General features: G+C 43.8%; 15 protein-coding genes. 7 read left to right on the plus strand and 8 right to left on the minus strand.

The features are described 5' to 3' along the window. Nucleotides 1-272: 272 nt before the first annotated feature. Both ACFSRY_RS14335 and ACFSRY_RS14340 read left to right on the plus strand, forming a co-directional pair. Nucleotides 273-1,067 (plus strand): M48 family metallopeptidase, encoded by a 795-nt coding sequence (locus ACFSRY_RS14335; protein ID WP_449301369.1) that lies wholly within the window; start codon nt 273-275, stop codon nt 1,065-1,067. Nucleotides 1,068-1,083: 16 nt separating this feature from the next. Further along, on the plus strand, nt 1,084-1,686 hold the full coding sequence (locus tag ACFSRY_RS14340) for a hypothetical protein (protein WP_377508992.1): 603 nt from the start codon (nt 1,084-1,086) through the stop codon (nt 1,684-1,686). A 72-nt stretch (nt 1,687-1,758) separates the two neighbouring features. Here ACFSRY_RS14340 and ACFSRY_RS14345 read toward each other — a convergent pair whose 3' ends face one another. Then, entirely contained in the window at nt 1,759-2,565 is an 807-nt protein-coding gene (locus tag ACFSRY_RS14345) for an exonuclease domain-containing protein (RefSeq protein WP_377508996.1), read from the minus strand. Nucleotides 2,566-2,581: 16 nt separating this feature from the next. Then, a complete protein-coding gene (locus ACFSRY_RS14350) occupies nt 2,582-3,961 on the minus strand; it encodes a UDP-N-acetylmuramate--L-alanine ligase (RefSeq protein ID WP_377508999.1) in 1,380 nt (459 codons plus the stop codon). A gap of 156 nt (nt 3,962-4,117) precedes the next feature. Here ACFSRY_RS14350 and dnaB point away from each other — a divergent pair, with 156 nt between their 5' ends. Next, the gene (gene dnaB / locus ACFSRY_RS14355) at nt 4,118-5,695 is read left to right on the plus strand and encodes a replicative DNA helicase (protein ID WP_377509002.1); all 1,578 of its coding nucleotides are present in this window, start codon (nt 4,118-4,120) and stop codon (nt 5,693-5,695) included. A 173-nt stretch (nt 5,696-5,868) separates the two neighbouring features. Here dnaB and ACFSRY_RS14360 read toward each other — a convergent pair whose 3' ends face one another. The 3 genes from ACFSRY_RS14360 to hppD all read right to left on the minus strand — a co-directional run bounded on the left by ACFSRY_RS14360 (nt 5,869) and on the right by hppD (nt 9,400). Then, nucleotides 5,869-6,258: a hypothetical protein gene (locus tag ACFSRY_RS14360; protein WP_377509005.1), complete on the minus strand. Its 390-nt coding sequence runs from the start codon at nt 6,256-6,258 to the stop codon at nt 5,869-5,871. A 149-nt stretch (nt 6,259-6,407) separates the two neighbouring features. Next, nucleotides 6,408-8,141 carry a phospho-sugar mutase gene (locus ACFSRY_RS14365; protein WP_377509008.1) on the minus strand — a complete coding sequence of 578 codons (1,734 nt, stop codon included), beginning with the start codon at nt 8,139-8,141 and terminating at the stop codon, nt 6,408-6,410. A gap of 164 nt (nt 8,142-8,305) precedes the next feature. Continuing rightward, nucleotides 8,306-9,400: a 4-hydroxyphenylpyruvate dioxygenase gene (hppD, locus tag ACFSRY_RS14370; protein WP_377509011.1), complete on the minus strand. Its 1,095-nt coding sequence runs from the start codon at nt 9,398-9,400 to the stop codon at nt 8,306-8,308. Between the two features lie 150 nt (nt 9,401-9,550). On the opposite strand from hppD, the gene ACFSRY_RS14375 reads away from it, so the two are divergent. Continuing rightward, nucleotides 9,551-9,949: a hypothetical protein gene (locus ACFSRY_RS14375; protein WP_377509015.1), complete on the plus strand. Its 399-nt coding sequence runs from the start codon at nt 9,551-9,553 to the stop codon at nt 9,947-9,949. Nucleotides 9,950-10,067: 118 nt separating this feature from the next. On the opposite strand, the gene rlmH is transcribed toward ACFSRY_RS14375, so the two are convergent. Continuing rightward, on the minus strand, nt 10,068-10,541 hold the full coding sequence (gene rlmH / locus ACFSRY_RS14380; RefSeq protein ID WP_377509018.1) for a 23S rRNA (pseudouridine(1915)-N(3))-methyltransferase RlmH: 474 nt from the start codon (nt 10,539-10,541) through the stop codon (nt 10,068-10,070). Nucleotides 10,542-10,932: 391 nt separating this feature from the next. Here rlmH and ACFSRY_RS14385 point away from each other — a divergent pair, with 391 nt between their 5' ends. Beyond that, the gene (locus ACFSRY_RS14385) at nt 10,933-11,142 is read left to right on the plus strand and encodes a GNAT family N-acetyltransferase (protein ID WP_377511201.1); all 210 of its coding nucleotides are present in this window, start codon (nt 10,933-10,935) and stop codon (nt 11,140-11,142) included. Nucleotides 11,143-11,250: 108 nt separating this feature from the next. Continuing rightward, a complete protein-coding gene (locus tag ACFSRY_RS14390) occupies nt 11,251-11,826 on the plus strand; it encodes a GNAT family N-acetyltransferase (protein WP_377509021.1) in 576 nt (191 codons plus the stop codon). A 72-nt stretch (nt 11,827-11,898) separates the two neighbouring features. Here the strand turns inward: ACFSRY_RS14390 and hflC are convergent, their stop codons facing one another. Together hflC and hflK are read right to left on the minus strand one after the other, a co-directional pair. Further along, entirely contained in the window at nt 11,899-12,837 is a 939-nt protein-coding gene (hflC, locus tag ACFSRY_RS14395) for a protease modulator HflC (protein WP_377509024.1), read from the minus strand. A gap of 3 nt (nt 12,838-12,840) precedes the next feature. After that, nucleotides 12,841-13,812, minus strand: a complete 972-nt coding sequence (gene hflK / locus ACFSRY_RS14400; RefSeq protein ID WP_377509027.1) for an FtsH protease activity modulator HflK — start codon at nt 13,810-13,812, stop codon at nt 12,841-12,843. A gap of 400 nt (nt 13,813-14,212) precedes the next feature. Between hflK and ACFSRY_RS14405 the strand changes: the two genes are divergently transcribed. Next, the gene (locus tag ACFSRY_RS14405) at nt 14,213-14,422 is read left to right on the plus strand and encodes a PhnA domain-containing protein (RefSeq protein ID WP_377509030.1); all 210 of its coding nucleotides are present in this window, start codon (nt 14,213-14,215) and stop codon (nt 14,420-14,422) included. Nucleotides 14,423-14,534: the final 112 nt, after the last annotated feature.

Raw genomic sequence — 14,534 nt, forward strand, 5'->3', positions numbered from 1 at the left:
AGTTATCCCCGAGTTTACCTTACCGTGCCCATCAACTAACAAGTTATACGAGCAAATATTGTGCAAAGTGCCTGTAGAACATTTTACAATGGGAAAGTCGTATAACCGAAGACTGCATTTTGTACTATGCTTAGTGCCTAGAACTAAATAATATATTATACGGAAAGGTGATAAGTATGGTAATATGTTAATTATTTAATGTGTTAATATTTGGTTTCTGATAAATTGGTTCAAAATTTGAAAATGATTTTACAGAACCACAAAATTTTAAGATGATGTACAATAGAATAGTTGCTTTTGCGATAGCTGTGGTAATGCTGGTAGGATGTACTACTGTGCCCCTGACAGGTCGCCGACAGTTAAGCCTTGTTTCCGATGCGGAGATGCAGGCAATGAGCTATGAAGCTTATGATCAGTTTTTAAAGGAAAATAAGTTGTCCAGAAACGCACAGGCAACTGCCATGGTGAAGCGTGTTGGTCAGCGTATACAAAATGCCGTGGAGCAGTATATGACTGCCAACGGTTTGCAGAACGAGTTGGCCGGTTTCAGGTGGGAGTTTAACCTGATTGATGATGACCAGGTTAATGCTTTCGCTATGGCTGGTGGTAAAACCGTTGTTTACGAAGGAATTCTTCCAGTAGCACAGAACGAAACGGGCCTTGCTGTCGTAATGGGTCATGAGATCGCGCACGCGATTGCCAAGCACGGTAACGAACGTATGAGCCAGGCGCTGGCGCAGCAGTTTGGGGGGCAAACGCTCTCTGCTCTGGCCGGGGCTCAGCCCGGAACAGCTGCTAACCTTGTGCTGGCTGCTTATGGGGTAGGATCTCAATTAGGTATGCTTAAATATGGTCGTAATCAGGAATCTGAAGCTGATCGCCTGGGTCTTATTTTTATGGCAATGGCTGGCTACGATCCACAGCAGGCAATTCCGTTTTGGCAGCGTATGCAGGAGAAAGGGGGCGCTTCTCCACCTGAATTCTTATCAACGCACCCAAGCGCAGGCACACGTCAGTCTGATCTGAAGAGGTATATGCCTGAAGCGCTAAAATATTACAAAAAGTAACCGATACATAATCTATATGCACAAATTCACCCTTGGCCGCAACATGCGTGCTGTTATTCACCCTGTGCTCTTTATCGTGCTTTTGCTCCTTGTAGCATCAGCCTGTACCAGAAGAGAGTCTTTTCCCGAAGAGAGCGACGAGCCCTTAGAGGTTGCAGAGGGTGAGGCGGCACCTGTTAAGTACGATGGTGTACTACTGGCCCAAGTTGTACAGGATAGCGTGCATTACATCGTGTCGAAGGAGGCTTTGCTACAGCCCTTCATCCGTGAATTTGGCGATGGGACAGTGGTAGACAAGGTGATGATCCGGAAAGTACAGGAAGTGGAGGAGGATACTGCAGCTTATTATTTGGTTGGGTTGGGTATGCGTAACGGAGCTTTTCGTTCTATGGCCCTGGAGTTGGATAAGGCCTCTGACAACAGCCTGTTTTTGAGCAGCCAGGGGGGGAAGCACATGTGCCAGGCTTCCATTGGTTGCAGCTTTTGCTACTTTACTTTTTCGGGGAATAAAATCACCGGTTGTGAGTGTTCCTCCCGCTCTACAGAAAATACCTGCGTACATAAAGTTGCTCCTACAAATGGGCTTCTTAAAAATACCAGGTTAGGGGCTAGAAGGTGATGCAAAGCACAACAACTATAAATGAAAAGGGCTGCAAATTATTGCAGCCCTTTTCATTTATAGTTGTTGTTGTTAGGACAGTTGAACATTCCTGAGGCGGATACGGGTAAGTATTTTTTTAGTGTAAAGGGGGAAATCTCCTTTCATCATCCAGTCATAATAGCTGGGTTCTTTCTGCAGCACTTCCTCTACTGATACATTCTTATACTTCCCGAAATTGAAAACCTCCTGGCCAGCATTATTATATACAATTCGACCAGACAAGTCAGCTGTTTTTTGTACAGTGAACTTATGAAGTTGTTCCATATCATTTTGTATCGGGTACTCTTCAACTCCTTCTGCAATCTCTACAGGCGTGTTCTGGTACCGGTCCAGTTGCGCCATCAGAATATGATAGGTAGCTACAGTATCTGCCTCAGCGCTATGGGCATTCTCCAGTGACTTATCACAGTAAAACCTATAGGCGGCTGAAAGCGTGCGCTGCTCCATCTGATGAAAGATGCGGCAAGCGTCAATTACATTCCGGTTATCAATGTCAAAGTCTATTTCGCATCGTAAAAACTCTTCTGCAAGCAGCGGAATATCAAAGCGAAGCAGGTTGTAGCCTCCTAAGTCACAACCTTTCAGGAACTGGTCCAGATCACGGGCTATATGCTTGAAAGCCGGACAATCCTTTACATCCTCGTCGTAAATTTTATGAATCAAGCTCGATTCCAGAGGGATAGGAATAGTTGGATTAATACGGCGTGTCTTCAGTATTTCTTCACCATCAGGCATTACTTTCAGTACACTGATTTCCACTATCCTGTCTTTGGCTATGTCGGTGCCGGTGGTCTCCAGATCGAAAAATACGATGGGGCGTTTTAGGTTCAGCTTCATTGCTTTGAGTAAATGTTTAAAGAACCGCTTTTTTTAGCGCCTCAAGGTCTATGTTGTTGTAAGTGCCTGAGCTCATGAGCAGCAGGTTGGCATTTTTCCAGTTGCGGCTGGTTAAGTGTTGCTGCAGTGCATCAGAATCGGTAAATACCTTTATGTTTGGATTTTTGAATGCTTGCTTCAGCTCCTCTTCAGTCAGCATCTCCATCCTCTTGTGCTCTATGGTTTTGGGGCTGAAATAAACAATGGCTTCATCTGCCTTATCCAGAGCACCGGCGTACTGCGGAAGAAATTTCTTGTTAAGGCTGCTGAACGTGTGCAGCTCAACTACAGCCACAAGTTCACGTTGTGGGTACTGATTTTTTACAGCCTCTGTGGTTGCCTTTACTTTAGAAGGGGCATGGGCAAAATCACGAAACATTGCTGTACTGTCACTTTCACCTGTTTTCTCCAGGCGTTTGGCAGCACCCTTGAAGGACTTCAAAGCCTCGTAAAAATCATGCGCTTTAACACCAACTTTTTTACAAACCTCTTTGGCTGCACTGATGTTGCGCAGGTTGTGCTCTCCGAACAATTGGATTTCCACATCCCCTTCTTTTTTGGTGTGAAGGATGGTTTTGCCGTTACGGATGCTGTGGTCATGTACACCATAGCCGATGTAGGCAATATCAGCAGGATTACGCGGAACTGCCACTAACTGCACTTGCTCATCGTCCTGGTTGTAAATAAGGGAACCAGCCTTAGGTGTCATCTCCGCGAACATCCGGAACTGCTCACGGTATATGTCCGGCTCAGGGAATACATTTATATGGTCCCAGCTGATGCCACTGATAACAGCAATGTGGTGATGGTATAGGTGGAACTTTGGCACACGCTTGATTGGATCTGACAGGTATTCATCTCCTTCAATGATGATGATAGGAGCATCGTCGGTCAACTTCACCATCCGGTCAAATCCTTCCAGCTGCGCACCCACGGCATAGTCGAACTTGCGGCCTAGGTGCTGCAGCACATGCATGATGATAGAGGTGATAGAGGTCTTGCCGTGGCTACCACCAATCACTATGCGCTGCTTATCCTTGCTTTGTTCGTAAATGAATTCCGGGAAAGAATAGATGGGTATGTTTAACTCCTGCGCACGCTTCAGTTCCGGATTGTCGGGACGTGCGTGCATACCAAGTATAACAGCATCAGGTTTTGCATCTAGTTTCTCTGGGAACCAGCCTTCCTTTTCAGGCAGTATACCCGCTGCGGCAAGGCGGCTCTTAGCAGGTTCGTAGATTTCATCATCGGAGCCTGTTACCTGCAGTCCCTTGTCGTGTAACGCCAGCGCAAGGTTATGCATGATGCTTCCCCCCATGGCGATCAGATGTATATAATTAAATTCCTTCTTCTCCATAATCCAGGCAATTTGATGTCAAGCAGACAAAGTTAGAAGTCCCTCACTAAAATAAAATAGCTATACACTAATATGTTGATACTTTGTGGATATCTTGTGGATTATTAACACACTTATAAAGATTGCTTCTACGGCTTATCTGTTAAATTTGTGCATATGGAGGAGATGAAAATGAATGTGAGGTCTGCAGGCAACCGGAACGGATGGCAGAAGAAAGCCCCTGTCGTATCGGAGTTGGGTAAAAAACCGCCGCAGGCACTAGATCTGGAGGAGGCCGTTTTAGGTGCTCTGATGCTGGAGAAGGATGCATTAACCAATGTAATTGATATTCTGCGTCCGCAGAGCTTTTATAAGGAGGCTCACCAGCGAATTTTTAAAGCTATCCTTGGCCTGTTCGATAAGTCGGAGCCAATTGATATTCTTACAGTGACGCACGAGCTCCGTGAGAACGGAGAGCTGGAGTTAGCTGGTGGTGCCTATTATGTAACGCAGCTGACAACCCGTGTAAACTCTGCGGCCAACATCGAGTACCACGCACGTATTATTACGGAGAACTCCATCAAGCGCGATCTTATCTCCATTTCCTCTGAAGTACTCTCCAGTGCCTTTGAAGATACAACCGACGTATTTGAGTTGCTTGACAAGACCGAGGCGAAGTTATACGAAGTATCGGAATCAAACATCCGAAAGAATTTCGATGATATGCGCTCGCTCATGCACTTAGCTATCAAAGAGCTTGAAGAAAAGCGTAAGCAGGCTGATGGTTTAACTGGTGTACCAAGCGGTTTGGTAGCCTTGGACAGAGTAACATCCGGCTGGCAAAAATCAGACTTAGTTATACTTGCCGCACGTCCTGCGATGGGTAAAACAGCCTTCGTGCTTTCATGTATGCGTAATGCAGCCGTGGATTTTGGAAAAGGTGTGGCTATTTTTTCACTAGAGATGTCATCACTGCAGCTGGTGAATCGTTTGATATCGTCAGAGGCAGAGCTGGAGTCAGAGAAAATTAAAAAGGGAAGCCTGGAAGAGTACGAGTGGGCGCAGCTGAACCATAAAATAGCGAAGCTGACGGAGGCTCCGATTTACATTGACGATACCCCTGGTCTTTCGATCCGTGAGCTGCGTACCAAATGCCGAAGATTAAAGGCTCAGTATGATATCCAGATGATCATTATTGACTACCTGCAGCTGATGAGCGGAAACGCAGACGGCAAAGGCGGGGGTAACCGTGAACAGGAGATTGCTTCCATTTCACGAGCATTAAAGATGCTGGCAAAGGAATTAAATGTGCCGGTAATCGCCCTGTCACAGCTAAGCCGTGCTGTGGAAACACGAGGTGGCGACAAACGTCCGCAGCTCTCTGACCTTCGTGAATCCGGTTCCATTGAGCAGGATGCCGATATGGTGTGCTTCCTGTACCGCCCGGAATATTATGGTATCACTGAAGACGAAATGGGGAACCCAACAGCGGGGGTAGGAGAGGTGATCATTGCCAAACACCGTAACGGATCGCTGGAAAACGTGCAGTTGAAGTTTATCGGTAAGTTTACTAAGTTTACAAACCTTGAAAGTGAATACGGAGGTGATAGTATGGGAGGGTTCAATGCCTTGCCGAACAGCACATTTGATTCTGAAAGTCCAGGGTCTATCAGATTAGGCAGCCGCATGAACGATGGTGGTAATAGCGGTGGAGGTTTCCCTGCTTCTAATTTTGATGAAGAGCCTCCTTTTTAACCTGATCTGGGTTGCAGAACAATAAATGCATTCAAATCCTGTTTTAAAGGAAACAGGAATAAATCATTCAACATATAGCCAAAGGTAGATTAGCCGTTGCGTCCGAAGACCAGCGGCTTTTCTTTTTACAGCCTTTTATGCGTTGTAGTAGTGGCTATGTATTAGGGCAAAGGTCAGATACTCAGCAGCCAGCTCCTTGCTTTCTCCTCGTTGTCAAAAAGCTTTACTTCAAGCATGTCGCCGATGCGCTGATGGAGTTGGTGAAAAGACATTTGCCCATAAATACCGGGGGCTAAAACCTGTGCCATATAGCGCATTCCCAACTCAATAGCTTTTGGTGTCCAGGTTTGGCTAATCCATTCATTGGCAAAGTCCCAGGGGCCAATCAGTTCCCGGTGACTGTTCAGAAGCTTCGGACAAGGGTTTTCATGCATCACCTCTAAATAAACTTCTCCACCTTCTTTGATGGTATTCATTGTCTGGATGCCTGTCCAGCGGGCAATCAAATAAGCATTGTCTGGTGTGCGTTCCAAAGTAGCATATACGTCCCCGTTTGGTTTCATAAATTCTATTTTTTCCAACTCCTGCTGACTGCTCAAATATCTATACCCCATAAAAAACACTCAAACAGGTCAGTAATTAAATATAAAAAGAATGGCTAATCATTAGGAGTTTACCCCAGCAATCAGCCATTCTTCTTGTACAAGTTTCTTTACTTCAATTTAAGATCAACCAGAATCTGCTCAATTTTCTCGTTCAGTTGTTGTTCTACTTTATCAAAATCATCTTTTGACTTTAATGGTTCATTCACGCTGATGTAGAACTTAATTTTGGGTTCAGTACCGGATGGCCGGGCCGAAATTTTGCTGCCGTCTTCAGTGAGGTACTGCAGTACGTTTGAGCTTTCCAGTTTAAGCTTTTGCTCCTCTCCGGTCAATACCAGCTTACGGGTACTTACCTTGTAGTCATTTATCTCCACCACCTTGGAGCCTGCTATACTTTGAGGTGGATTGCTGCGCATGTCAGCCATCATCTGCTGAATCTCCTCTGCACCACGTTGCCCTTTTTTAGTGAAGGAAACCAACTCCTCTTTATAGAAACCATACTTCTCATACATCTCCACCATCATCTCAAACAGGCTAAGTCCCTTATCTTTTGCTACGGCAGCCATTTCTGCAATTAAAGCGCAGGCAGAAATGCCATCCTTATCGCGAACGAAGTCACCGATCATGTAGCCGTAGCTTTCTTCACCACCACCTATATAAACTTCCTTGCCTTCCAGTTCACGAATAACCTCTGCAATGTATTTGAAACCAGTCAGGGTTTCATACATCGTTACATTATAGCTTTCGGCAATGTCCTTTATAAGGTCTGTTGTTACAATGGTTTTTACCACGAATTCTTTACCAGTTAACTTACCGGCACTTTGCCATGCCTGCAACAGGTAATTAATGAGCAAAGCACCTGTCTGGTTGCCGTTTAGCAAAACAAATTCGCCTTTAAGGTTTCTGACAGCTATACCCACGCGATCAGAATCAGGGTCAGTGGCCATTACCAGGTCTGCATCAATCTCTTTCGCTTTATTCAGTGCCAGTGTCATGGCTTCTTTCTCCTCCGGATTCGGGTACACCACTGTCGGGAAATTGCCGTTTGGCTCCGCCTGCTCCTGTACTACATGCACATTGGTAAAACCGAAACGGTCAAGCACCTCAGGCACCAGTGTTATACCTGTTCCATGTATAGAAGAGTAAACGATTTTAAGATCGTGCTGGCGTTTTATGGCATCTTTTGAAATAGAAAGATCAAGCACGCGCTCCATATAAGCCTCGTCCAGCTCTTTGCCTATCATTTCAATGTTCTCAGGCTTCGGGTCAAATTTTACCTTATCTATAGAAGTTATCTTGTTTACCTCCGAAATAATGTTTTTATCATGGGGGGAGGTAACCTGGGCTCCATCGTTCCAATAGACTTTATAACCATTGTATTCTTTAGGGTTATGAGAGGCTGTTACAACCACACCGCTCTGGCAACCCAGATGGCGAATTGCAAAAGATAGCTCAGGAGTCGGGCGTAACTCTTCGAATAGGTATACTTTAATATCATTGGCTGAAAAAATCTCTGCTGCAATGCGGGCAAATTTGTCTGAGTTGTTACGGCAATCATGAGCAATAGCCACTTTTACCTGCTCATCAGGAAAGTTCTGTTTCAGGTAATTGCAAAGACCCTGTGTCGCCATACCCAGTGTATAACGGTTCATGCGGTTGCTTCCGGCACCCATTATGCCTCTTAACCCCCCTGTGCCAAACTCAAGGTCTCTGTAAAAAGCATCAGAGAGCGCCTCGTGCTCATTGCGCTCCAGCATACCGCTTATTTCCTCCTTTGTTGCTGCGTCGTAGTTGCCGGTGAGCCAGCTGTCAATTTTTTGGCGTATGGTTGTATCGATCATAGTAGTGATAGTAGTAGAATCTGAAAAATTTGTAAGTCGAAATACACAAAAAATCACACCAGCCTTTTTTGTACACGGTGTACAGCAGAAGGCTGGTGTGATGTTAACTATAAATTTATTGCATTTGCCCTAATATTCCAGGGCTTCTATACTTGGTTTTTAGGTTAGAGGTTGCCGCGTAATTCCTGCTCACGCTCAATTGCTTCAAATAAAGCTTTGAAATTTCCTTTACCAAATGACTTGGCTCCTTTGCGCTGGATAATCTCGTAAAATACTGTCGGACGGTCCTCTACTGGCTTTGTGAAAATCTGCAGCAGATAACCTTCCTCATCACGGTCGACGAGGATGTTTAGCTTGCGCAGGTCACCCATGTCTTCATCTATATGCCCGATACGCTCAATCAGATCATCATAATATGTGTCTGGCACATACAGGAATTCAACGCCACGACGACGCAACTCGCTTACCGTATGCAGGATATCATTTGTAGCGATGGCGATATGCTGCACACCTGCACCTCTGTAGAACTCCAGGTACTCGTCTATCTGCGACTTCTTCTTACCTTTAGCTGGTTCATTTATCGGAAACTTGATGTAGCCGTTTCCGTTTGACACCACTTTTGACATAAGGGCAGTGTACTCGGTGCTGATATCTTTATCATCAAAGGTAAGCAGGAGGTTAAAGCCCATCACTTTCTCATAAAACTCTACCCACTCATTCATGCGGCCAAGCTCTACGTTACCAACGCAGTGGTCAACATACTTCAGGCCTACAGGTTCTACTTCCAACAGGCTTTTCTTTTCAACAAAGCCTGGCATAAACGGACCGCTGTAGTTCTTGCGCTCTACAAAAGTATGGATGGTATCGCCGTAGGTATGAATAGAGGCTACTTTAACTTCGCCATGCTCATCAGAAAGAGTTTTAGGCTCCAGGGCTGGTTTAGCACCACGCTCTACTGTTCCTCGGAATGCCTCTTCCGCATCATCTACCCAAAGAGCTAACACTTTAACACCATCGCCATGCTTAAGCACATGCTGGGAGATTTCTGAATTAGGATCTAGTGAAGTAGTAAGCACAAAGCGTACTTTCTCCTGCTGCAATACATAGGATGCACGGTCCCGAATACCGGTCTCAGGACCTGCGTATGCTATTAGTTTAAAGCCGAAGGCTGTCTGATAAAAATGTGCAGCCTGCTTGGCATTGCCTACATAAAATTCGATATAATCGGTGCCATTTAAAGGCAGAATATCTGTTGCCATAGTTTTAAGAGTAGTTTAAATGGTGATTTATGTAAAAATACAGCTTTTAAAGTTTTATCAAAACCTGTATTGAAGCAATGCAAATTATCACTCAGAATACTTGCAATTGCTCTGGCATGTTTTCAACTTTGTAAAAAATACTAAGATCTCATGAACGCAAATGCCCTAAACAGCTCTATTGTTGCTATCCTGGAGAAAAAGCAGGAACTAAATTCCCTGGACTACAACGATGAGCGTTATGATGATATAGAAGAGGAACTGCACGACCTTGAAGATGACTTCAATGAGGAATACGGGGAATATCTTGAAGATGTATTGGAAGATGTGCACGCCAAAATAAAATCTGATGCAGACATTCTTTTGCCTACAGCTTACCTGGCTAGCTCACTGAACGGAAGAGAGTTGGAAGACGGTGAGGAAACTGAAGGTGTCTGGGTAGAGTCTGACTCTTTTCCGGGAGTAGAGATGCGCCTGGTGTTAGTGGCAAACCCTCCGCGTGTACTGCTTATTCTCTCTGATCAGGAGCGTGTGCTCTGGACAGCTGAATAGTCGTTAATATTCAAGTTCCTTATCATCTTATAGGGGATCAGCCTAAAACCGCCGCGCCTGCTTTTGTAGCTATACGAAGGAGGCGCGGCTTTTTGTATAGCAGCTGCTATACAAAAATTTAATCGTGATGATATTTTTCGCCCCGTAAAATAGTAAAGCCACGATACAACTGCTCTATAAAGAAGAGCCTTACCATCTGGTGAGAAAAAGTCATTTTGGAGAGTGAAATTTTCTCTTTAGCTCTTTGGTAAACAGCTGCCGAGAAACCAAATGCCCCTCCAATAACAAAAATCAGGTTGGTGTTTACCACATTAAGCTTCTTTTGAAGGAAATCTGCGAATTCAGTGGACGTAAAACCCTTGCCTTTATCATCTAACAGGATTACATGATCGCCCTCCTGAATCTTTTGAAGTATAAGCTTTCCTTCCGCTTCCTTAAGATTCTCAGGAGTATACTTGCCGCCTTGCTTGATGTCAGGTATAATTACGAATTCAAAGGGGTGGTAATGTTTCAGCCGTTTAAGATACTTTTCTATTCCCTCTTCAAGAAAGGATTCATCTGTTTTGCCTATTGCAATGAGTTTGATCTTCATCCGTAGATACTTTTTTACAATATCGGCCTAAAAAGGAGTATTTTCAAAATCTCATTCCTTCGCTCATGAAGTAGCACCTCTTTTCTTTTTTGTGAAAGTATAGTATCTAGTGCTGATATCAGTATTATAAGGAGCTGCCAGATTTGAAAATATTTTAGCAGGAGCAGGTAAAATGTATAATAAAATTGACGCAATAGAAGCCCATGAATATGAGGAGGTCGTAAGTGTATGGGAAGATTGTGTGAGAGCGACGCATCTTTTTTTGAAGGAGGAAGACATGCAGTTTTTTAAGACGTTAATATTGAATGAATATCTAAAAGCAGTTAATCTGAGATGACGAAAGGAGGATTATTGGCTTTATCGGCAAATCTGGGCAGAAGGTTGAGATGCGATTCATTCACCCGGAAGCAAGAGGAAGAGGTGGGGTAAAGCTCTTTTAGAATATGCTGTTCAGCAACTGAAAGTAACCAAAGTAGATGTGAATGTAGATTATAAACAGGCTGTTGGATTTTATGAGCACCTGGGGTTTAAAGTGATAGGACGATCAGAAGTAGACTCTTCTGGAAAACCATATCCAATCTTGTTTATGGAGTTGAAATAACTTCGCCTACAGCTTAACCACGTTGTTTGAACAGAGCTATTTTACGCGAAACCTTTAGAGACAGCTAGAAAGCCCCACACTAGTGGTGTTCTAAAACCCCACTAAAAAATGAGTACAGATATGAATGAGTCATTAGCAGTAAGAGAAGTTCAGGCAGAAGACATAGACTTGATTGCCAATTATTGGCTAGAGTCAGATTCAGTCTTTCTGGTGAGCATGGGAGTTGATCTGGAGAAGTTGCCAACAAGGGAAGGGCTTAGAACAATGCTTACTCATCAGATACATTCTAAAATGGAAGAAAAAATGTCCTATGCCTTGATCTGGTTAAGTGATGGAGAACCTATCGGCCATTCAAATGTAAATTCAATACAGTTTGGGGAATCAGCATTTATGCATTTGCACTTGTGGAAGCCGGAAACAAGAAAACGTGGGATTGGGACAACGTTAGTTAAGAAGTCACTTCCGTATTTTTTTGAGAACCTGAAGCTTAAAGTTCTCTTCTGTGAACCCTATGCTCTTAATCCAGCACCAAATAGAACACTTGAGAAAGTAGGTTTTGTGTTTGAGAAGAAATATAGAACTATTCCCGGGTCGCTCAATTTTGAACAGGAAGTTAACCGCTGGAAATTAACCCGAGAAAAGTATGAGGGAATATGTGCTAATACTGAAATAAAAGTGCAGTAGCCTCAATCTTTAGCTACTGCACTTTTACCCAATCAAAAAGGAAGGTCTTGCAATGCTGTTAAATGCATCTTGCTAATTAGCTTTCTTTAAGTATTTGTAGAGTTCTGAATCTGTGGAAAGGATGATACTTGTTTTATCATCAAATGATTTCTCTAACGTTTCCATAGACCTCAGGAAACTGTAAAGGTCTCTTGCCTGTGAATTCTTGTTGTAAGCAGAAGCATAAATGGATGTAGCCTGTGCATCGGCTCTACCTTGTATCATTTCTGATTCCCTGGTTGCTTCTGACTGTATCTTAGCAAGGTCACGTTCTTTATTACCTTGTATTTTACTGGCCTCACCCTGTCCTTCGGATCGGAACTGGTCTGCAATCCGGGTACGCTCACTTATCATTCGGTCATACACCCTGTCCCTCACTTCATCTACATAATTCATGCGCTTAAAGCGGAAATCAAGAATCTGCACGCCCAAATCAGCTGTTCTTTCGTTAGCCCGCTTAAGTATCAGGGCTTCGATTTTTGCACGACCTACAGTGATGTTATCCAGGTTTTCAAGGTCTTCCATAAACTCCTCTACCACTTCTGGCTTCCTGTTGGAAGACCTTACGATGTCCAGTAGATCGTGACTTGCAATCGCATTACGGGTTTCACCATCCAGGATATCATCGAGCCTCGATTGGCCGGAACGCTCATCCCGCAGACGGATAAAAAACTGCAGCGGATTTATTATTTGCCACCTTGCATAGGTGTCAACAAAGATGAATTTCTTGTCTTTAGTTGGTACCTGGTTAGCATCTCCATCCCATTCCAGGTAACGTTTATCAAAGAACTGCACCTTCTGTATCATTGGTATCTTAAAATGGAGCCCTGGCTGTGTCCGGGGTTCTCCAACAGGTTTACCAAATTGCGTTACAATAGCCTGTTGTGTCTCGTCAAGTACAAATATGCTTGTAAAAGCGAGTGTCAGTAAGATAAATACGGCTAGTAGCGATAAAATTTTTCTAATATTCACGGCTTATTTCTTTTTAGGCTGGTCGAGGTTTAACAGTGGGAGAACGTTATTCCCATTTTCATCCACAATGATTTTACCACCAATCTTGGGTAAAATTTTTTCCATTGTTTCAAGGTAAATGCGCTTTTTTGTTACCTCAGGTGCTTTTATATATTCTTCGAAAAGGGAGTTAAAGCGAGCTGCCTCACCGGTGGCTAAGTTTACTCTCTTTAGGGCATAAGCCTCTGCGAGTTGTATAGTCTCATCAGCTTCACCTCGTGCACGCGGAATGATGCGGTTGTATTCAGACTCTGCCTTGTTTATAAGGGTCTCTCGTTCTTGCTGTGCCTGGTTAACAGCGTTGAAAGACGGTTTTACAGGCTCCGGTGGATTCACATCCTGAAGTACTACCTGATCAATTCGAATACCATTCTCATACTCATCGCACATGCGTTGCAGGAGTACTTCTACACTAGAGGCGACTTCCTGTCGTCCTACTGTCAGCACTTCGTTTACGGTTCGGTCTCCGACCACCTTTCGTACAGCAGCTTCCGACATATCACGCAGTGCTTTGTCGGCATCTCTGACTTTGAACAGGTAGTTGTAAGAATTGACAATCCGGTACTGTACTACCCATTCCACATTAGCTAAATTCAGGTCTCCGGTTAGCATCAGGGATTCATCGGCAAAGTTTTCTTTAGAGTATTGGGTACTGGTACCGGCTGCCACAGTACGGAAGCCAAATTCCTGTTTTAGCTGCCGCTGCACTGGTATCTTTTCCATTTCCTCTATACCAAAGGGAAGAATAAAATGAAGGCCGGGATCAACCGTCCTGTCGTAATGGCCCACATAAAGGACAACGCCTTCTTCTTCGGGGCCAACTGTTTTAACGGAGGTGAAAATAAGTACAAGTAGTGCCAGACCTAAAAGGATTTTGCGGTAGTGCTTGCTGATTAGGAATTTGTAGTACTGGAGTCGGTAATTAGGTTCGTCCATGGGTGCGGAATGTTGTGTTGTATCGTCAATTTACTATAAAATTATTACAAGAACCAGTTTAGTGAGGCGGAATGGTGATATATAAGCAACAAATCTGGAGCAGAAAGAGAGGAGGATTCCCTATTAGATGTTAATCTAAACCTGTGATTTAGCTGATAAAGACTGTAATTCTCCGTAAGTACAACCTGCCAGTTAATTTAATCAATCTTCAGCTTTGATTAATAAAAGTGCTGCAACAGGAACAGTTTAAAATGAAGGTTATAAGTAACTCTGAAAGTAAGTGAATGGTTTTGTCCCTTTTTTGTCTGCTTACACAAAAGACGATTTTTCAATTGATTATTGGTCTCAAAACTCGACATTTGCCAAATCCGGATAATATCAGAAAATAAGTAAGAAAAAAATGGAAGCGAAAGATAGCAACGGGAACATACTAAATGATGGAGACTCTGTACACGTTGTAAAAGACCTGAAGGTAAAGGGGATGTCTACTACTTTAAAGCGTGGCAACATGATCAAAAACATCTGCCTGACTGATAGTCCAGATGAAGTGGAATGCCGTGTTGGCAAGAGTCAGGTAGTACTCAAAACAATGTACCTGAAGAAAGCATAGTAAAAGAGATGTCTGCTTGGTCGAAGCCTATCTCCCTATTGCCTTCACTACAAAGGTAATAGTAAGGTAAAGTAAGCCCAGCGGACTGTAAAGATAAACTGCAGGAACCTTA

Source organism: Pontibacter locisalis, from assembly GCF_042684605.1.
Lineage (GTDB): Bacteria > Bacteroidota > Bacteroidia > Cytophagales > Hymenobacteraceae > Pontibacter > Pontibacter locisalis.

Bases quoted from the DNA above. Each gene is read 5' to 3' on its own strand.
- ACFSRY_RS14335 (WP_449301369.1), top strand. From the start codon at position 273: ATGATGTACAATAGAATAGTTGCTTTTGCGATAGCTGTGGTAATGCTG.
- ACFSRY_RS14340 (WP_377508992.1), top strand. From the start codon at position 1,084: ATGCACAAATTCACCCTTGGCCGCAACATGCGTGCTGTTATTCACCCT.
- ACFSRY_RS14345 (WP_377508996.1), bottom strand. From the start codon at position 2,565: ATGAAGCTGAACCTAAAACGCCCCATCGTATTTTTCGATCTGGAGACC.
- ACFSRY_RS14350 (WP_377508999.1), bottom strand. From the start codon at position 3,961: ATGGAGAAGAAGGAATTTAATTATATACATCTGATCGCCATGGGGGGA.
- dnaB (WP_377509002.1), top strand. From the start codon at position 4,118: ATGGAGGAGATGAAAATGAATGTGAGGTCTGCAGGCAACCGGAACGGA.
- ACFSRY_RS14360 (WP_377509005.1), bottom strand. From the start codon at position 6,258: ATGAAACCAAACGGGGACGTATATGCTACTTTGGAACGCACACCAGAC.
- ACFSRY_RS14365 (WP_377509008.1), bottom strand. From the start codon at position 8,141: ATGATCGATACAACCATACGCCAAAAAATTGACAGCTGGCTCACCGGC.
- hppD (WP_377509011.1), bottom strand. From the start codon at position 9,400: ATGGCAACAGATATTCTGCCTTTAAATGGCACCGATTATATCGAATTT.
- ACFSRY_RS14375 (WP_377509015.1), top strand. From the start codon at position 9,551: ATGAACGCAAATGCCCTAAACAGCTCTATTGTTGCTATCCTGGAGAAA.
- rlmH (WP_377509018.1), bottom strand. From the start codon at position 10,541: ATGAAGATCAAACTCATTGCAATAGGCAAAACAGATGAATCCTTTCTT.
- ACFSRY_RS14390 (WP_377509021.1), top strand. From the start codon at position 11,251: ATGAGTACAGATATGAATGAGTCATTAGCAGTAAGAGAAGTTCAGGCA.
- hflK (WP_377509027.1), bottom strand. From the start codon at position 13,812: ATGGACGAACCTAATTACCGACTCCAGTACTACAAATTCCTAATCAGC.
- ACFSRY_RS14405 (WP_377509030.1), top strand. From the start codon at position 14,213: ATGGAAGCGAAAGATAGCAACGGGAACATACTAAATGATGGAGACTCT.